This is a genomic window from Glaciecola punicea ACAM 611 (assembly GCF_000252165.1).
GTDB lineage: Bacteria > Pseudomonadota > Gammaproteobacteria > Enterobacterales > Alteromonadaceae > Glaciecola > Glaciecola punicea.
The window spans coordinates 1-19,902 of record NZ_BAET01000005.1 but is presented as its reverse complement, the minus strand read 5'-3'; the positions used below and the strand labels follow the sequence as shown (position 1 = coordinate 19,902).

Here is a 19,902-nt window from a genome sequence, read left to right as displayed (position 1 = left end):
TCAAAGGCTGCATCGCAAAATCCTGAAATAAAGCCTATTTACACGACGTGGGTGTTTACCTTCACACCTGCATAATGCTTGCCTGGTTATTGAGGTAAAAAAGCGCGCTTAGCTTTACACAAATCTACACATTGATATCTGTAAGAGGCTAATTTCACGCCTCAATTAATCTTGGCTGTGCTATTCTACGCGCTTTCTAAATCAATCTAATCTTATGCTTCGCGAGGCTTGATGTTTTCCTTTTTTGAACGCTTAAAAAAACCTTTCCCTAATGATATTCCCCAACAGCCACCGAAAACTCTAGTAGCTTTTTGCCGCTATTATTCCAAGGGAATGTGGTATATTTTACTCACCGTTTCAGTGCTAAGTGCGCTTATAGCTATAATAGAAGTCAGCTTATTTGGTTTTATGGGGCAGCTAGTTGACTGGTTTGCAACACGCGACCCCAGCACGTTTGTGCAAGAAGAACGCGCAACCCTAATATGGATGGGCGCGCTTGTTTTAATCATATTGCCCTTGCTGGTAATCACTGAATCTTTGATTACTCATCAAACGCTTTTGGGTAACTACCCTATGCGCATCAGGTGGCTTGCGCATAAATATTTACTCAAACAAAGTTTGTCTTTTTATCAAGACGAGTTTGCTGGCAGAGTGGCAACAAAATTAATGCAAACTGCGCTGTCGGTGCGCGAAACAGTGACAAAAGTCCTCAATTTAGCGGTGTATATAACCGTGTACTTTATATCGGCCGTTGTGCTGGTATTTTCTACTGACTGGCGCTTGGCTATGCCTTTGTTCGTGTGGCTGCTTGTATATATCATTATTTTGAGCATTATGCTGCCGAAGCTCAAAAGAGTATCGCAGAAACAAGCTGATGCACGCTCTATAATGACCGGTAGAATTGTTGATAGTTACACTAACATTATGACGGTTAAGCTGTTTTCTCATCATAGACGGGAAGAGACCTACGCAAAAGAAGGCATGGACGGGTTTCTACAAACAGTTTATCCGCAAATGCGTTTGGTTACCACACTGCAAGCCTTGGTGTGGGGCATAAACTCGCTGTTAGTGTTCAGTATAAGTGCGCTGGCTATTTACCTGTGGGTAAACGGTACGGTAAGCCCAGGAGATCTAGCGATAGCGGTCAGCTTATCGCTGCGATTAAATGGAATGTCTCAATGGATTATGTGGGAGGTTTCTTCGCTGTTTGAAAATATTGGCGCAGTGCAAGACGGCATCAATATGCTGTCGCTGCCGGCTGATATACAAGATGAATCTTCAGCAAAAGCGATAAATGTGGCCGGTGGCGCAATTGCTTTTAACGCCGTTAATTTTTCGTACAAAGGCAAAAACGAAGACACTATTGATGTCTTTAATGACTTAAACATTAAAATTACAGCGGGAGAAAAAATAGGGCTAGTAGGGCGCTCGGGCGCAGGCAAGTCTACACTGGTAAATCTGTTGCTGCGATTTTATGACATACAGTCTGGTGAAATTTCCATCGACGGGCAAAATATAGCACGCGTTAGTCAAGAAACACTGCGAGGCAATATTAGTATGGTGACGCAAGATACCTCCCTTATGCATCGCTCGGTTCGTGACAACATCATGTATGGCCGCCCTGATGCAAGTGAAGAAGAAATGATAGCGGCAGCAAAACAGGCGCAAGCCTACTCTTTTATTGGTTCATTAAGTGATGCTAAAGGCCGCACAGGGTTTGATGCCCATGTTGGGGAGCGTGGGGTGAAGCTGTCGGGTGGACAACGTCAGCGAATTGCTATTGCCAGAGTGATGTTAAAAGATGCGCCCATTTTAATACTTGATGAAGCAACTTCCGCGCTCGACTCCGAGGTAGAGTCGGCGATTCAAGAGGGTTTGGTTGAAATTATGCAAAACAAAACAGTTTTGGCAATTGCCCACAGGCTGTCGACCATTGCGCAGATGGATCGTTTGCTGGTGTTAGACGAAGGCAAAATAGTGGAGTCTGGTAGCCATAAAGAGCTGCTTGATAAGAATGGCATATATGCAAAATTATGGGCACATCAGACCGGTGGCTTTATTGGTGCAGAATAGCCGAAGTCATTTAGTCAGGTAATTCAGCGCGCAAATATATGAATTTGCAGTCGCTTTAATGCTTGCTTAAAGGCTCACTAATACAAGGTCTCGTCTATATTTTACTTGTAACCTAGCGCTTCATAAGTATAATACTGCTCCCTCTCTTATGACGCTGACGATTTCAAAAATAATCAACAACTTCACAAGGGTGGTGTAACTGTTGAATGCGTAAATAAAGTTGCTATATAGTTGTCGGCAAATCCGAAAACTAGTAGCGCATTTTTTTATAAGATAGGGGTGTAGCTCTAATTGGTAGAGCAGCGGTCTCCAAAACCGATGGTTGGGGGTTCGAGTCCCTCCACCCCTGCCATTCATCGACGATTTTTAAAGTAACGTTATATTACGTTATGATTTATAGGTAGCCCTAATGAGCGAGAAGGTAGAAAATACGTCTAATCCTTTAGACATGGTCAAATGGATACTCGTAGCAGTTTTGCTAGGCGGATTGGTCTATGCATATACTACTTATGAGGATATTTCGGTTCTATACAGAGCCTTAGGCGCCGTAGCAATTGTAGTAGTGGCAGGTTTTATTTCAGCGACTACTTTTAAGGGTAAAACGTTTTTGCAGTTTGCAAAAGACGCTCGAATTGAAGTTAGAAAAGTTGTATGGCCAACGCGTCAAGAAGTTGTGCGCATGACCTTAGTTATTTTGGCTGCTACCGCACTCGTTGGTTTAATGTTGTATTTCATCGACATGATCATTGTTTGGGTAGTGGGATTAGTAACCGGTATTGGAGTATAAGCTATGGCCGACAAGAGATGGTATGTAGTACAAGCGTTTTCTCAGTATGAAGGACGTGTTAAAAAGACCTTAGAAGAATACATCAAAATGCACGCTATGGAAGATTACTTCGGCGATATACTTGTTCCTACTGAAGAAATTGTAGAAATGCGTGCAGGCCAAAAGCGCAAATCAGAGCGTAAGTTTTTCCCCGGTTATGTGCTTGTTCAAATGGAGATGAATGAAGATTCATGGCACTTAGTTAAAAGCATTCCGCGCGTATTAGGTTTTATTGGTGGTACCTCAGACCGTCCTATGCCGATTACGCAAAAAGAAGCGGATGCGATTCTCAATAGATTAGAAGAAGGCGTTGACAAGCCCAAGCCTAAAACATTGTTTGAACCGGGTGAAGCTGTTCGCGTTACCGATGGTCCGTTTGCTGATTTTAACGGTATGGTTGAAGAGGTAGACTATGAGAAGAGTCGCTTGAAAGTGTCTGTGTTAATATTTGGTCGTTCAACACCGGTAGAACTGGAGTTTAGCCAAGTGGAAAAAGGGTAAGGCCTTTTTCGTAGCATGCCAATTAACATAAAAAAAGCCTAACGATGTTAGGCTTTTTTTCTATGTATTACTGAACATCTTAACAATCATAAAAGAGAATTACTTAAATAACTGACTAATTCACAAATTATGACTTTGGTAACAATACGGTATCAATTACGTGGATTACGCCGTTGCTTGCAGCAATGTCTGTCGCCACTACGTTCGCGTTATTTACCATTACTTTATCACCGTCAACAGTCACATCAATTGTCTGACCCTGAAGGCTGGTCGCAGAATCTACAGTAACCACGTCAGCTGCCATTACTTTTCCAGCCACCACATGATAGGTAAGGATTGACACAAGTTTGTCTTTATTTTCTGGCTTCAGAAGATCTTCTACTGTTCCTGCAGGTAATTTGGCAAATGCAGCGTTTGTAGGTGCAAATACCGTCAATGGGCCATCACCTTTCAAAGCATCAACTAAGTCAGCTGCTTTTACAGCGGCTACCAGTGTGGAAAAATCTGGGTTACTCGCAGCAACGTCTACGATATCCTGTTTGGTCCCGTGGTGGTTTGCCTGTGCAGCTGCTACGATAGCGAATGTGGCAACAACTGCGACAAACAAAGATTTAATATTTAATAATTTCATGTGTATTCCTTAACTGGTTAATTTTTTTGTTGGTAATTCTTGTGAATCACTCCTTACTTATACTCTCAAATCTTAAATTTCGGATGTATTGTTACAATTTTTTAATTTTCAGAGGAAAAATAGAGGATGAAACATGTGTAAATGGCTTTGCCAACCAAGCTTTTACACTTAGTTCTGATATTGCTTTAGCACTTCGTTATTTAATAACGCCAGGAGGTCAATTTTTAATGGGTGTTAGTAAAACTAGCGCAGATTGAATTGTGGTAGTGGCCGAGCACTTGCTCTATGTGATTTTGGAACTAGTGTAAATTAATCAGCAAATAAAAGTCACGGGTGATATAAGTATAGGCATTCTTACTGTTCATAAGAATCATAACACTAGGTTTATGCTAGAAACGCTGATTTTGAAACGCAAATAAGATAGGCCGAAGTCCTACGATAAAACAGCAATCAATCCCACAAAAAAGAGATTAATGTACTAGACTTACTAAAATCAAAAGACTGTGAATAAGCCTTTATTTTAATCAATTTCCACTATAGACTAGCTCCGCATCTGTTTGTATGCATGTTTTTCAGTTGAAAAGCAAATCAGCTGAAAAACAAAGCGCAACTAGAAACATATAAATCATGGTTGCATTTATGTTGTTAAAAGCATATCATTCGCGCCCAATTTACATACGGGAAGCCGTTACAGAAGATATTCTCTTGTATCTTTTAGGCGCTATACCCACAAAATAGAGAAATAAATCAATGGCGAAGAAAGTCTCAGGCTTAATTAAGCTTCAGGTTGCTGCAGGTAAAGCAAACCCGAGTCCCCCAGTTGGTCCAGCACTTGGTCAACACGGCGTAAATATTATGGAATTCTGTAAAGCATTCAATGCTAAGACAGACGCACTTGAAAAAGGCGCTCCGGTTCCAGTCGTTATTACCGTATATGAAGATCGTTCATTTACCTTTGAAACTAAGACCCCGCCAGCCGCGTATTTGCTGCTCAAAGCAGCTGGCGTGAAAAGTGGGTCAGGTCGTCCTAATACCGAGAAGGTGGGTACGGTAACACGTGCGCAGTTAGAAGAAATTGCGACACTTAAAGAACCTGATTTAACTGCTTCCGATATGGATGCAGCCTGTAAAACGATTGCTGGCTCTGCCCGTAGTATGGGCTTAAAGGTAGAAGGATAAGACGATGGCTAAATTATCAAAACGCGCTCGTGCCATTGCTGAAAAAGTAAGTAGCACTAAAGAATATGAATTTGATGAAGCAATTGCTTTATTAAAAGAGCTTTCAACCGTTAAATTTGCGGAAAGTATTGACGTTGCCGTAAACCTTGGCATTGATGCACGTAAATCTGATCAAAACGTTCGTGGCGCAACTGTGTTACCTAACGGCACTGGTAAAGATGTACGTGTCGCTGTGTTTACTCAAGGCGCTAACGTTGAAGCCGCTAAAGCCGCCGGTGCTGACATTGTTGGTATGGAAGACTTAGCTGAGTTGGTTAAAAAAGGCGAAATGAATTTTGATGTAGTAGTGGCTAGTCCAGACGCAATGCGTGTGGTTGGTCAATTAGGCCAAATTTTAGGTCCTCGTGGTTTAATGCCTAACCCTAAAACCGGCACTGTTACCCCTGATGTGGCCACCGCTGTAAAAAATGCAAAAGCTGGCCAAGTTAGATATCGCAATGATAAAAATGGCATAATTCACGCCAGTATTGGTAAAATAGCATTTGAGCCAAATGCTATTAAAGAAAACCTTGAAGCATTGATGAGCGCTTTGCGTAAAGCTAAGCCAAGTTCTGCCAAAGGCATATTTATTGGAAAGGTAAGTTTAAGCACAACGATGGGTGCAGGTTTAACTGTTGACCAAAGTTCGCTAACGCAGGTTTAAGCTACTTTTTACAAAAGGTTGTGGGTTGGAGCTAATTTACATATATGAGCTTATTCGTAACGTTCATGTAGTAAATACAAGCTCCCGTCCAAGACCGCAGGCGAACTGCAGTAAAAGACGTAAGAGATCTTTTACATTCTTTTTATAAAGGTAAATGTGGTTCTTAATTAGTTCCTGCGCAGATGGTGAATTCAACCCAGACTCTCTGGGAAATGAACACCGTAGAGCGGTACATGAGTAGTTTTATAGTATACGAATGTATCAATCTGTAATCCTGTTATTCGATGCATGTGAATGCAAAATATAGCAGAAATTAAATGAGGTGAACTCAGTGGCACTAGGCTTAGCAGCAAAAAAAGAAATCGTCGCGGAAATTTCCGATGTCGCTTCTCGTGCTTTATCTGTTGCCGTCGCTGAATACCGTGGTATGGAAGTTGGAGAGTTAACTACTCTTCGCATTCAGGCTCGTGAACAAGGTGTATATCTAAAAGTTATTAGAAACACCCTTGCTAAACGTGGCTTGTCTGACAGTAAGTTTGCAGATATTGATTCTGCGTTAACCGGTCAATTAATTTATGGTTTTTCTCTTGATGCACCTGGTGCAGCAGCACGTCTTTTTAGAGACTTCTCGAAGAAAAATCCAAAGTTAAAAGTAACGGCATTAACGTTAGGCAATGGTTTATTGGGTCCAGAGAAATTAGACGCAGTGGCATCGTTACCTACCAGAGATGAAGCATTGGCACAGTTACTTGCTACCTTCAAGGCACCTGTTGGGAAATTTGTTCAAACACTTAACGAAATACCAACTAAGTTTGCACGCGTATTGGCGGCGATCAAAGACACTAAATAATTAGTGTTTTTGGCAATTTGAATTTTTAACATTATACCCAGGAGTTTAGAGAAATGGCTCTAACAAAAGAAGATATATTAAACGCAATCGCTGAAATGCCAGTAATGGACTTAGTTGAATTGATTGAAGCAGCTGAAGAAAAATTCGGTGTGTCTGCGCAAGCAGCCGTAGCCGTAGCAGCTGGCCCAGCAGCAGCAGCAGAAGCAGAGGAAGAGCAAACAGAATTTGACGTAATTCTTACTTCCTTTGGTGCCGCTAAAGTTGGTGTTATTAAAGCTGTACGTAGCGCTACAGGTCTTGGCTTAAAAGAAGCTAAAGATGTTGTAGAATCAGCTCCTAAGGCGATTAAAGAAGGCGTTTCTAAAGCAGACGCTGAAGCACTGAAGGCGACGCTTGAAGAAGCAGGCGCAACAGTTGAAATTAAGTAATTAGTTTTTTGCTAACTACTGACCCGTTAAAACGGTCAAGGCTGATGATTTCTAATCATCAGCCTTTTTGCGCTATGTGTAAATAAAAATAAGCGCAGGTAAATTACAAAGTTTACTCCCTTTATTTGTGATTTATGGTTTGCGTGGTATCGTTACAATGCTTGGATTTTATGAACTTATATTTTGTGTGTGGTGCATATCAATACTGTTCGTATGAGTCTTAGCTTTAGTTACCACCCAAGCAGTTAAAGGGTATTGGAAGTTTGTTGCACATTTAAAGCTGTCCACCAGACAGCCGTGTAACAGGTTGGGTCTTAAATCAGACGACTGAGGAACCCATGGTTTACTCTTATAGTGAAAAAAAACGTATCCGTAAGGATTTTGGCAAGCGCCCGCAGGTATTGGAAATTCCATACCTTCTCTCAATACAACTGGACTCATTTAAGAAATTTATTGAACAAGATCTTGACGGCCAATATGGTTTAGAGTCTGCATTTCGATCAGTTTTTCCAATAAAAAGTTATTCAGGTAATTCTGAATTACAGTATGTAGCTTATCGTCTAGGCGAGCCTGTTTTTGACGTTAAAGAATGTCAAATTCGTGGTGTCACTTATTCGGCGCCACTGCGCGTCAAATTAAGACTAGTTTTGTTTGATAAAGAAGCAGCAGCAGGCACTGTAAAAGATATAAAAGAACAAGAAGTCTATATGGGCGAGATCCCATTAATGACCAATAACGGTACATTCGTTATTAACGGTACTGAGCGTGTTATTGTTTCACAATTGCATCGTTCGCCGGGTGTGTTCTTTGATCACGATAAGGGCAAAACTCACTCGTCAGGCAAAGTACTCTATAACGCGCGTGTCATTCCATACCGTGGTTCTTGGTTAGATTTTGAATTTGACCCCAAAGATAATTTGTTTGTACGTATAGATCGTCGTCGCAAACTGCCGGCAACTATCATATTACGTGCTTTAGACATGGGCACAGAAGAAATCCTCGATCGCTTCTTTGATAAAGTGTCGGTGCGTATAGACGGCGACAACTACATGATGGATGTGGTGCCAGAACGCTTACGCGGCGAAACAGCCCAATTCGATATACTTGGCAAAAAAGGCGAAGTCATAGTAGAGGCTGGCCGTCGAATTTCGGCACGTCATACTCGCGCGCTCGAAAAAGCTAAAATAAAAGAATTAGTCGTTCCAGCAGAATACTTAGTCGGCAAAGTACTAGATAAAAGCTATGTAGATGAAAGTACAGGTGAAGTGGTTGCAGAAGTAAACCAAGAACTAACGCTTGAATTGTTGCTTGCACTTAAAGCCGCTGATATAAAAGTATTCAACACGCTTTACATTAATGAACTTGATCATGGCTCTTATATTTCAAGTACAGTAAATGTCGACCCCTCTAACAATCGTTTAGAAGCATTGGTTGAAATTTATCGCATGATGCGTCCTGGCGAACCACCTACCAAAGACGCCGCTGAAAACTTATTTGACAACTTGTTCTTCTCTGAAGACCGCTACGATTTATCTGCTGTTGGACGCATGAAGTTTAACCGTCGCTTAGGTCGTGATGTGCCAACTGGCCCGGGTATTTTAGGCAAAGAAGACATTATTGCTGTTATGCAGCAGCTAATCACAATACGTGATGGCAAAGATGAAGTTGATGATATAGATCATTTAGGTAACCGCAGAATTCGTTCTGTTGGCGAAATGGCAGAAAACCAATTCCGTGTTGGCTTAGTGCGCGTCGAACGTGCTGTAAAAGAGCGTTTAAGTTTAGGTGACCTTGATGCGATTATGCCGCAAGATCTTATTAACGCTAAGCCTATCTCAGCTGCAGTTAAAGAGTTCTTTGGTTCGAGCCAACTGTCGCAGTTTATGGATCAAAACAACCCGCTTTCAGAAGTGACACACAAACGTCGTATTTCTGCCTTAGGCCCAGGTGGTTTAACTCGTGAACGTGCTGGATTTGAAGTACGTGACGTACATCCAACCCACTACGGTCGTGTATGTCCAATCGAAACGCCGGAAGGTCCAAATATTGGTTTGATCAACTCACTTGCAAGCTTTGCCCGAACAAACGATTTTGGTTTCTTAGAGACCCCTTATCGTAAAGTTATTAAAGGTGCGGTCACCGACGATATTGAATATCTATCGGCAATTGAAGAAGGTCAGTACGCGATTGCACAGGCAAACGTTACACTTGATGACAATAATAATCTTGTTGACTTGCTTATCGCTTGTCGTCAACGTGGTGAAAACATCCTTGTGCAAAAAGAAGATATTTCTTACATGGACGTTTCTCCACAGCAAATAGTATCCATTGCCGCCAGTATTATTCCGTTCCTAGAACACGATGACGCTAACCGTGCACTTATGGGTTCAAACATGCAGCGTCAAGCCGTACCTACACTAAAAGCTGATAAGCCATTAGTAGGCACTGGCATGGAGAAAACCGTTGCGGTTGACTCCGGGGTTACGGTTGTGGCGAAGCGCGGTGGATCGGTAAGCTATGTTGATGCTTCTCGTATTGTAGTGAAAGTTAGTGAAGATGAAACGTTGCCTGGCGAAGCCGGTATCGACATTTATAACCTAACTAAATACACCCGCTCAAACCAAAACACATGCATCAACCAGCGTCCAACGTGTAATGTTGGCGAGCCGGTTGTACGCGGTGACGTATTAGCCGATGGTCCTTCTACTGATTTAGGTGAGTTGGCGCTTGGTCAGAACATGCGTATCGCATTTATGCCTTGGAACGGTTATAACTTTGAAGATTCAATCCTCATTTCTGAACGCGTCGCAGAAGAAGATAGATTTACCACTATTCACATTCAAGAACTAAGCTGTATTGCTCGCGATACCAAGCTTGGTCCTGAAGAAATAAGCGGTGATATTCCTAACGTTGGCGAGTCTGCCTTAGGAAAACTAGATGAATCGGGTGTTGTCTATATTGGCGCTGAAGTTAAAGGCGGCGACATACTAGTAGGTAAAGTAACGCCAAAAGGCGAAACACAGCTTACCCCAGAAGAGAAGTTACTAAGAGCCATATTTGGTGAAAAGGCGTCAGACGTTAAAGATACTTCTTTACGAGTGCCTAATTCAGTAACTGGCACCGTAATTGACGTGCAAGTATTTACTCGCGATGGCGTTGAAAAAGACAAGCGTGCGCTTGAAATTGAAGACATGCAGCTTCGAGAAGTCAAAAAAGATTTGGGTGATGAGTTTGGTATTCTTGCAGACGGCATATTTGCTCGTGCACATGCTTTACTGCTTAAGTTTGATATTGATCCTGCTAGACTTGATGGTTTGCCGCGCGAGAAATGGTTCGATATTGCCCTTAAAGACGAAGATGCACAAAACGAACTTGATCAAAATGCTGAGCAGTATTCAGAAATTAAAAATGACTTCGATAAGAAGTTTGAGACTAAGCGTCGCAAAATCACCCAAGGTGATGATTTAGCACCAGGCGTTCTGAAAATTGTGAAAGTGTATTTGGCGGTCAAACGTAGCATTCAGCCGGGTGATAAAATGGCTGGTCGTCACGGTAATAAAGGTGTCATTTCAGCGATTCAACCTGTGGAAGATATGCCTTACGATGCCGACGGTACGCCGGTAGACATCGTACTGAACCCGCTGGGTGTTCCATCACGAATGAACATTGGGCAAATCCTTGAAACTCATTTGGGTATGGCTGCACATGGTTTAGGCGTGAAGATTGATCGCATGATTAAAGAGCAGCAGGAAGTGGCGAAGTTACGTGTATTCTTACAGGAAATTTATAGCCTGGGTAAGTCGCATCAAGCTGTGAACATTGACGATTTTGACGACGAAGCTGTAAAACGCTTAGCGCAAAACTTGCGTAAAGGTGTACCAGTAGCAACACCCGTCTTTGATGGCGCCAATGAAGGCGAAATTAAAGAAATGTTGAAGCTAGCTGATATTCCAGAGTCGGGTCAGATTACATTGTTTGATGGTCGTACGGGTCGTGCTTTTGAACGCCCAGTGACGGTTGGTTACATGTATATGTTGAAACTGAACCACTTAGTAGACGATAAAATGCATGCTCGTTCTACCGGTTCTTACAGCCTTGTTACACAGCAGCCTCTTGGTGGTAAAGCACAGTTTGGTGGTCAGCGCTTCGGTGAGATGGAAGTATGGGCTCTTGAAGCTTACGGTGCTGCTTATACCTTGCAGGAAATGCTTACTGTTAAGTCTGATGATGTCAACGGTCGTACCAAAATGTATAAAAATATTGTTGACGGTGACCATAGAATGGAGCCTGGCATGCCAGAGTCGTTCAACGTATTGTTGAAAGAAATCCGTTCATTGGGTATTAACATAGAACTTGAAGAACAGTAGGCCGCGCTACCAAGTGCTTGAAAAAGCCTAGCAAATCTACAGGTTGGCCCGAGTTAGTGAGTTATTAAGGTTAATAAGTCACTAGCAAGGGCTGATAATACAAACTCCGTTGGGAGAGAAATGTGAAAGACTTATTAAAGTTTATTAAGCAGCAAAACAAGACCGAAGAATTTGATAATATCAAAATTGGCCTTGCTTCACCTGAGCAAATCCGTTCATGGTCGTTTGGTGAGGTTAAAAAACCTGAAACAATTAACTACCGTACTTTCAAACCTGAACGAGACGGTTTATTCTGTGCACGCATTTTTGGTCCCGTAAAAGACTATGAATGCCTGTGTGGAAAGTATAAACGTCTAAAACACCGCGGTGTTATTTGTGAGAAATGTGGCGTTGAAGTTACGTTAACCAAAGTACGCAGAGAGCGCATGGGTCACATTGATCTTGCAAGCCCAGTGGCACATATTTGGTTCTTAAAATCACTACCTTCAAGAATTGGCTTAATGCTTGATATGACTTTGCGTGATATTGAACGCGTGTTGTATTTTGAATCGTACGTAGTAACTGAGCCGGGCATGACCGAGCTTGTTCAAGGAAGCTTGCTAAATGAAGAAGAGTATCTTGATTCATTAGAAGAGCATGGAGACGAGTTTGAGGCTAAAATGGGCGCTGAAGCAGTATTTGAACTGCTAAAAGCCCTAAACGTAGATTCTGATGTGGCAGCTATGCGCGAAGAATTACCAAGCGTAACGTCTGAAACGAAACGTAAAAAAATCACCAAGCGTTTAAAGCTGCTAGAATCATTCCAACAGTCGGGCAACAAACCTGAGTGGATGATTCTAACAATTTTGCCAGTGTTACCACCAGAATTACGCCCATTAGTTCCGCTAGACGGTGGACGTTTTGCAACGTCTGACTTGAACGATTTATATCGCCGTGTCATTAACCGTAACAATCGCTTAAAGCGCTTGTTAGACTTAGCTGCGCCCGACATTATTGTGCGCAACGAAAAACGTATGCTCCAAGAAGCGGTTGACGCCTTGCTCGACAACGGCCGTCGCGGCAGAGCTATAACAGGCTCTAACAAACGCCCACTTAAGTCACTTGCTGACATGATAAAAGGTAAGCAGGGTCGGTTCCGTCAAAACTTACTAGGCAAGCGTGTCGATTACTCTGGCCGTTCAGTTATTACCGTTGGTCCTACACTGCGTTTACATCAGTGTGGTCTACCTAAGAAAATGGCACTTGAGTTATTCAAGCCATTTATTTACGGCAAATTAGAAGGCCGTGGTTTAGCCACTACTATCAAAGCAGCGAAGAAGTTAGTAGAACGTGAAGCCCCAGAAGTATGGGATGTTTTAGACGAAGTTATTCGTGAACACCCAGTGCTACTTAACCGCGCACCCACGCTTCACAGACTTGGTATTCAAGCTTTCGAGCCCATCTTAATTGAAGGTAAAGCGATTCAATTGCACCCATTAGTATGTGCAGCTTACAACGCCGACTTCGATGGCGACCAAATGGCGGTTCACGTACCGTTAACCATTGAAGCGCAGCTTGAATCACGTGCCCTTATGATGTCTACTAACAACATATTGTCACCGGCTAATGGTGAGCCAATTATCGTCCCCTCACAAGATGTTGTATTAGGGTTGTATTACCTAACGCGCGACCGTGTCAACGGTAAAGGTGAAGGCATGGTATTTACCAGTCCCAACGAAGCTGAAAAAGCGTACCGTACCGAGCATGCTGAACTGCATGCTCGCGTAAAAGTCCGTATTACTGAATATGATGTTGCTGAAGACGGCACCAAAGTAGAGAAAATAACGCTAACTGATACTACCGTTGGACGCGCTATATTCTCGTTGATTTTACCAAAAGGCTTACCTTTTGAAATTATTAACACTGCGATGGGCAAGAAGCAAATTTCTAAGTTGTTAAATGCTTGCTATCGTACGCTTGGTTTGAAAGACACCGTTATTGCGGCTGACCAAATAATGTATACCGGCTTTCATTACGCGATGATTGCGGGTGCATCTGTTGGTATAGATGACATGGTTATTCCAGCGGCGAAGAAAGAACTTGTTGCCGCTGCTGAAGCTGAAGTAATTGAGATTCAAGAACAGTTCAATTCTGGTTTAGTGACTGCAGGTGAACGCTACAACAAAGTTATCGATATCTGGTCACGTGCCAATGACGAAGTTGCAAAAGCGATGATGGATAACTTGAAAGTAGAAACTGTTATTAACCGTGATGGCGTTGAAGAGCAGCAGCAGTCGTTTAACTCGGTTTACATGATGGCTGATTCAGGCGCTCGTGGTAGCCCTGCACAAATACGTCAGCTAGCAGGTATGCGGGGACTAATGGCTAAACCAGATGGCTCAATCATTGAGACACCCATCATCGCTAACTTCCGCGAAGGTTTAAATGTACAGCAGTACTTTATATCGACTCACGGAGCGCGTAAAGGTTTAGCCGACACCGCGCTTAAAACAGCGAACTCAGGTTACTTAACGCGCCGTTTAGTTGATGTTGCACAAGATTTGGTTATTACCAATGACGACTGTGGCACCTATGAAGGTGTTATTATGAAGCCGCTTATCGAAGGTGGTGATGTTGTTGAGCCATTGCGTGAGCGTGTACTTGGTCGAGTAGTTGCTGTAGACGTAATTAAGCCAGGTACTAAAACGGTTGTCTTAGTAGAGCGTAACGTTTTACTAGACGAGCACTTGGTCGACATGCTTGAAACGAATTCGGTTGATGAAATTATTGTACGCTCGGTCATTACCTGTGATAACGACCACGGTGTATGCGCCAACTGCTACGGTCGTGACCTAGCGCGCGGACACATGGTAGGCTCAGGTGAATCTGTTGGTGTAATAGCAGCTCAGTCAATTGGTGAACCAGGCACACAGCTTACTATGCGTACTTTCCACATTGGTGGGGCGGCATCGCGTGCGTCGGCAGAAAACAACGTACAGGTCAAAACAACCGGTACCTTGAAACTGCATAACGCCAAAACTGTACGTAATACTGACGGCAAGATCGTAATAGTCTCGCGTTCAAGTGAGTTAACGGTTATTGATGACCAAGGTCGTGAGAAAGAACGTTACAAATTGCCATATGGTTCTATATTGTCGGTAGACGACAGTGCAGGCATTGCCTCAGGCGACATCGTAGCAGCATGGGAACCACATAGTCACCCGATTGTTACAGAGCGCGTTTCTAAGATCACATTTGCAGATATTGATGACACCAACACCGAAACACAGCAAGATGAGCTAACGGGTATAGCTCGTGTTGTAGTGAAAGATTTGTCTAAAGCGAATGCGAAAGAACCTAAGCTTATACTCGAAAGTGAAGGTGGCGCTTTGCAGGAAATTCGTCTTCCAAGCTTTACGACTATAGAAGCAATTGATGGTAAAACAGCGCAAGAAGGTGATGTATTAGCGCGTATTCCTCAAGAGAGTTCGAAAACCCGTGACATTACGGGTGGTCTACCGCGTGTTGCTGATTTATTCGAAGCGCGCAAGCCTAAAGAACCTGCAATTTTGGCAGAGATTTCGGGTGTTATTGGTTTTGGTAACGAAACTAAGAGCAAGAAGCGTTTAACCATTACACCTAAGCCCGATAGTAAGCAGAAGCTTACGGTCAGCCTAAACGCAAATGGTGCTTACGAAGAGATGATCCAGAAATGGCGACACCTTAACGTCTTTGAAGGTGAGTCGGTTGAGAAAGGCGAAGTTGTTTCTGACGGACCTGAATCACCACATGATATTTTACGTTTACGTGGCGTAAGTGCAGTAGCAAACTACATCGTTAACGAAGTACAAGAAGTCTACCGTTTGCAGGGTGTGAAAATTAACGATAAGCACATTGAAGTCGTTATTAGGCAAATGCTACGTAAGTGTATGATTACCTACGCCGGTGACAGCAATTTGCTTGAAGGTGAGCAGGTTGAAGTGGCACAAGTCAAGATTGCTAACCGCGAACTTGAAAAGCAAGGTAAAATTCCTGCGACTTACGAAATACAGCTTTTGGGTATTACCAAGGCGTCGCTATCGACAGAATCGTTTATTTCTGCGGCATCTTTCCAAGAAACGACTCGTGTGCTTACCGAAGCCGCAGTACAAGGAAAAGAAGATGAATTGCGTGGCCTTAAAGAAAACGTAATTGTAGGTAGACTAATACCCGCGGGTACTGGTTTTGCTTATCACCAAAAGCGTTCTGCACGCAAAGCAGCATTAAGAGCAGAAGCTTCTATATCAGTATCTGCTGATGAAGCTCAAGCTCAGCTTGCTGAAGCCTTAAATGCAGGTAATGACGACGCATAGAAATATGATTCTTTGATGCCTCATTTATAGTAAGGCTTGTACTTACTGGAATGATTACAGCAACATTAAAAGCAAGGTCTGATTCTAGTCCTTGCTTTTTTATTGGCTACGGAGCTTTCAATTAAAGTGAGATTCACCCTGTTTCTCCAACAGTAGTAATGAAAAGCTTACAAATGGAATGTGAAAAAGATAATCGGCTGTTTTATACTAGATTTTTTATTTTACAATATTGCCTAAGTTAAGGACCCCATGTCAGCTCAATTCACTTGACATCTAGGCGTTTGATCTATAATATTCCGCGACCCAAATTTTATGCCTCTACCGCTTACAGTACCTTATATGAGGTGCAAAAAGCGAGGCTAAATAATTTTAAGAGGGTAACCGAGCAGTAAATTTATAAAGTAAATCAATGCTTTATATTTTTGCAAATAGCATCCGTCATATGGTTAATAACCAGCGGAAATTTTAGTCATAATCAGGAGCTAGTTAATGGCAACAGTTAACCAGTTAGTGCGTAAGCCCCGTAAAAAGCCGGTAGAAAAATCTAACGTAGCTGCTTTACAAGCTTGCCCACAACGCCGTGGCGTATGTACTCGCGTATATACTACCACACCAAAGAAGCCAAACTCGGCCATGCGTAAAGTATGTCGTGTTCGCTTAACAAACGGTTTTGAAGTGTCTTCATACATTGGTGGTGAAGGTCACAACTTACAAGAGCACAGTGTGGTACTTATCCGCGGTGGCCGCGTAAAAGATTTACCAGGTGTTCGTTATCACACTGTTCGCGGTACGCTGGATTGTTCAGGTGTTACTGCTCGCAGACAGGCCCGTTCTAAGTACGGCGCAAAAAGGCCGAAGTCTTAACGGTTCTCCGTTAGTAAGGCCAAACTATTAAATTAGAGTTTTGGGAAACCCCTGAATTCCACGGAGAATTAAGATGCCAAGAAGACGAGTCGTAGGTCAAAGAAAAATCCTACCAGATCCAAAGTTTAAATCAGAGTTGCTTGCAAAGTTTATGAATGTCGTAATGCTCGACGGCAAGAAATCGACCGCTGAAAAAATCGTATACGGTGCCCTTGAAATTGTTGCTGAAAAAACCGGCAAACCACATTTAGACGTGTTTGAAGACGCGCTAGACAACATCCGCCCCACAGTAGAGGTTAAATCTCGTCGTGTTGGTGGTTCTACGTACCAAGTACCCGTAGAAGTTCGTCCAGTACGTCGTAACGCGCTAGGTATGCGTTGGATGGTTGAAGCGGCACGTAAACGTGGCGAAAAATCCATGGCTCAGCGTTTAGCTGCAGAAATGATTGATGCGCAAGACAGCAAAGGTAGTGCGGTTAAGAAACGTGAAGACGTTCACCGCATGGCAGAAGCTAACAAAGCATTTGCTCACTACCGCTGGTAGTAAAGAAGTCAATAGAGAAACTGTAACAGTCTGCCTGAATAGGGCAGACTGTTTTGCAATTTTAAAGAGAGAAAAAAAGAAGTGGAAAACGAACAGCCCACAGATGTTTCACCCCTTTTATTCTTTTACAATAGTTAATAGAGAATCCAAACCAAAATGGCGCGACAAACACCCATTCATCACTATCGAAATATAGGCATAGTTGCTCACGTAGATGCTGGTAAAACTACCACCACTGAACGTGTGCTTTTCTATACTGGTATTTCACATAAGTTAGGTGAAGTACACGACGGTGCGGCCACAATGGATTGGATGGAGCAAGAACAAGAACGCGGTATTACTATTACCTCTGCTGCAACTACTTGCTTTTGGTCAGGTATGCAGCAGCAATTTGAGCAGCATCGCATAAATATTATAGACACCCCTGGACACGTTGACTTCACTATTGAGGTCGAGCGTTCACTCAGAGTATTAGACGGTGCAGTCGTCGTTTTTTGTGCCTCTTCAGGGGTTGAACCACAGTCTGAAACGGTTTGGCGTCAAGCCGACAAATACGAAGTTCCGCGTATCGTGTTTGTGAATAAAATGGATAGAGCGGGGGCTGATTTTGAACGCGTAGTGAAACAAATTCGCAAACGCTTAGGCGCTAATTGCGTGCCAATCCAAATAAGTATTGGCGCTGAAGAAGCGTTCAGGGGTGTAATTGATCTGATTAAAATGAAGGCAATTAACTGGAGCGAAGAAGATAAAGGTTTAAGTTTTACATACGAAGATATCCCTGCTGATCATCTTGAAAGAGCTAAACAGTTTCGCTTAGAAATGGTAGAGGCCGCCGCTGAAGCTAATGATGAGTTAATGGATAAGTACATAAACGGTGAAGAGCTAAGCGAAGTAGAAATAAAGCAAGGCTTGCGCGCACGCACTCTTAATAACGAAATTGTACTTGCCACCTGCGGTTCCGCATTCAAAAATAAAGGTGTTCAAGCGGTACTAGATGCAGTTGTTGATTTTTTACCTTCTCCAACAGAAGTAAAAGCTATCACTGGTATACTCGATGACGGTAAAGAAACAGAAGCCGAACGTCATTCTGACGACAATGAACCCTTTGCTGCCCTAGCGTTCAAAATAGCGAGTGATCCATTTGTAGGAACTTTAACTTTTTTCAGAGTTTACTCTGGCGTAATGAAAACTGGCGATTCTGTTTATAATCCTATTAAAGGTAAAAAAGAACGCATAGGTCGCATGGTACAAATGCACGCAAATGATCGAGCTGAACTTAAAGAAGTGTATGCCGGTGATATTGCAGCGGCCATAGGATTAAAGGACGTCACAACAGGTGAAACATTATGTTCACCGCAGCATATTATTACCTTAGAAAAAATGGATTTTCCTGACCCAGTAATTTCTATTGCAGTAGAACCAAAATCATTAGTTGATCAAGAAAAAATGGGTGTTGCTTTAGGTAAATTAGCGGCAGAGGATCCTTCTTTCAAAGTACGCACAGACGACGAATCAGGGCAAACAATTATCTCTGGTATGGGCGAGTTACACCTAGACATTATTGTAGAGCGCATGAAACGGGAGTTTAATGTTATGTGCAACGTGGGTAAGCCGCAGGTGGCTTATCGTGAAACTATTCGCAACAGTGTTGAGTCTGAAGGAAAGTTTGTTCGTCAGTCGGGTGGCCGCGGCCAGTTTGGTCATGTATGGCTGCGCATAGAACCATTAGAAGAGGGTGTAGGATTTGAGTTTGTAAATGATATCGTAGGCGCCACTATACCAAATGAGTTTATCCCCGCAATTAAAAAAGGCTGTGAAGAACAGCTTCAAAATGGCGTGCTAGCAGGGTATCCTATGCTGGATATTAAAGTCACATTGTATGACGGTTCATATCATGATGTTGATTCCTCTGAGATGGCGTTTAAGATTGCAGCGTCTATGGGGTTTAAGGAAGGCGCGGCAAAAGCTAAACCAGTTTTGTTAGAGCCTATGATGAAAGTTGAAGTAACTACTCCTGAAGATTGGATGGGCGATGTTGTTGGTGACATTAACCGCCGCAGAGGAATGGTAGATGGTATGGAAGATGGCCTTGCAGGCATAAAAATTGTGCGTGCTAAAGTGCCCCTTTCTGAAATGTTTGGCTATGCGACTTCTTTGCGTTCACAAACGCAGGGCAGGGCGTCATATTCAATGGAATTTCACAATTATGCAGAAGTCGCCAGTAATGTAGCGAAAGCCATTATTGATGTTCGCATGTAAAGATGAATTTGGTCCGGTCTAATGTTGGAACGGGCGTTAAACTTAGGAAATAAAAGCAATGGCAAAAGCAAAGTTTGAACGTACGAAACCGCACGTCAACGTTGGCACAATTGGCCACGTTGATCATGGTAAAACAACGCTAACTGCAGCTATCAGTTCAGTTCTAGCAAAAACATACGGAGGCTCTGCCTCAGCGTTTGACCAAATCGATAACGCACCAGAAGAGCGCGAGCGCGGTATCACTATTAATACCTCACACGTCGAATATGATACACCTAAGCGCCACTACGCACACGTTGATTGTCCTGGACACGCCGATTATGTGAAAAACATGATCACCGGTGCC

14 protein-coding genes and 1 tRNA gene are annotated in these 19,902 nt (G+C 42.8%); 14 read left to right on the top strand and 1 reads right to left on the bottom strand.

All coding sequences use genetic code 11. The features are described 5' to 3' along the window. Positions 1–231 precede the first annotated feature (231 nt). The 4 genes from GPUN_RS01615 to nusG all read left to right on the top strand — a co-directional run bounded on the left by GPUN_RS01615 (position 232) and on the right by nusG (position 3,400). On the top strand, positions 232–2,073 hold the full coding sequence (locus tag GPUN_RS01615; RefSeq protein WP_006002761.1) for an ABC transporter ATP-binding protein: 1,842 nt from the start codon (positions 232–234) through the stop codon (positions 2,071–2,073). A 275-nt stretch (positions 2,074–2,348) separates the two neighbouring features. Next, positions 2,349–2,425, top strand: a tRNA-Trp gene (locus tag GPUN_RS01610). A 57-nt stretch (positions 2,426–2,482) separates the two neighbouring features. Then, positions 2,483–2,860 (top strand): preprotein translocase subunit SecE, encoded by a 378-nt coding sequence (gene secE / locus GPUN_RS01605; protein ID WP_006002759.1) that lies wholly within the window; start codon positions 2,483–2,485, stop codon positions 2,858–2,860. A 3-nt stretch (positions 2,861–2,863) separates the two neighbouring features. Then, positions 2,864–3,400: a transcription termination/antitermination protein NusG gene (gene nusG, locus GPUN_RS01600; protein WP_006002756.1), complete on the top strand. Its 537-nt coding sequence runs from the start codon at positions 2,864–2,866 to the stop codon at positions 3,398–3,400. A gap of 127 nt (positions 3,401–3,527) precedes the next feature. On the opposite strand, the gene GPUN_RS01595 is transcribed toward nusG, so the two are convergent. After that, positions 3,528–4,031, bottom strand: coding sequence for a fasciclin domain-containing protein (locus tag GPUN_RS01595; RefSeq protein WP_006002754.1), 504 nt, complete (start codon positions 4,029–4,031; stop codon positions 3,528–3,530). Positions 4,032–4,781: 750 nt separating this feature from the next. Here GPUN_RS01595 and rplK point away from each other — a divergent pair. The 10 genes from rplK to GPUN_RS13580 form a co-directional block, all read left to right on the top strand. Beyond that, the gene (rplK, locus tag GPUN_RS01590; protein ID WP_006002750.1) at positions 4,782–5,210 is read left to right on the top strand and encodes a 50S ribosomal protein L11; all 429 of its coding nucleotides are present in this window, start codon (positions 4,782–4,784) and stop codon (positions 5,208–5,210) included. A gap of 4 nt (positions 5,211–5,214) precedes the next feature. Then, positions 5,215–5,913, top strand: coding sequence for a 50S ribosomal protein L1 (gene rplA / locus GPUN_RS01585; protein WP_006002749.1), 699 nt, complete (start codon positions 5,215–5,217; stop codon positions 5,911–5,913). 331 nt (positions 5,914–6,244) lie between these two features. Then, complete coding sequence (rplJ, locus tag GPUN_RS01580) at positions 6,245–6,763, top strand: 50S ribosomal protein L10 (RefSeq protein ID WP_006002747.1); 519 nt, start codon at positions 6,245–6,247, stop codon at positions 6,761–6,763. A gap of 53 nt (positions 6,764–6,816) precedes the next feature. Next, positions 6,817–7,191 carry a 50S ribosomal protein L7/L12 gene (gene rplL / locus GPUN_RS01575; protein WP_006002745.1) on the top strand — a complete coding sequence of 125 codons (375 nt, stop codon included), beginning with the start codon at positions 6,817–6,819 and terminating at the stop codon, positions 7,189–7,191. Positions 7,192–7,529: 338 nt separating this feature from the next. Beyond that, a complete protein-coding gene (rpoB, locus tag GPUN_RS01570; RefSeq protein ID WP_006002743.1) occupies positions 7,530–11,558 on the top strand; it encodes a DNA-directed RNA polymerase subunit beta in 4,029 nt (1,342 codons plus the stop codon). A gap of 143 nt (positions 11,559–11,701) precedes the next feature. Then, positions 11,702–15,889, top strand: coding sequence for a DNA-directed RNA polymerase subunit beta' (gene rpoC / locus GPUN_RS01565; RefSeq protein ID WP_439644179.1), 4,188 nt, complete (start codon positions 11,702–11,704; stop codon positions 15,887–15,889). Between the two features lie 489 nt (positions 15,890–16,378). Further along, positions 16,379–16,753 (top strand): 30S ribosomal protein S12, encoded by a 375-nt coding sequence (gene rpsL / locus GPUN_RS01560; protein ID WP_006002740.1) that lies wholly within the window; start codon positions 16,379–16,381, stop codon positions 16,751–16,753. 73 nt (positions 16,754–16,826) lie between these two features. Further along, positions 16,827–17,297: a 30S ribosomal protein S7 gene (rpsG, locus tag GPUN_RS01555; RefSeq protein ID WP_006002739.1), complete on the top strand. Its 471-nt coding sequence runs from the start codon at positions 16,827–16,829 to the stop codon at positions 17,295–17,297. A gap of 156 nt (positions 17,298–17,453) precedes the next feature. Continuing rightward, positions 17,454–19,556 carry an elongation factor G gene (gene fusA / locus GPUN_RS01550; protein ID WP_006002738.1) on the top strand — a complete coding sequence of 701 codons (2,103 nt, stop codon included), beginning with the start codon at positions 17,454–17,456 and terminating at the stop codon, positions 19,554–19,556. Between the two features lie 58 nt (positions 19,557–19,614). After that, positions 19,615–19,902 (top strand): GTP-binding protein (locus GPUN_RS13580; protein ID WP_238528930.1); only part of this gene is annotated, 288 nt, incomplete at its 3' end.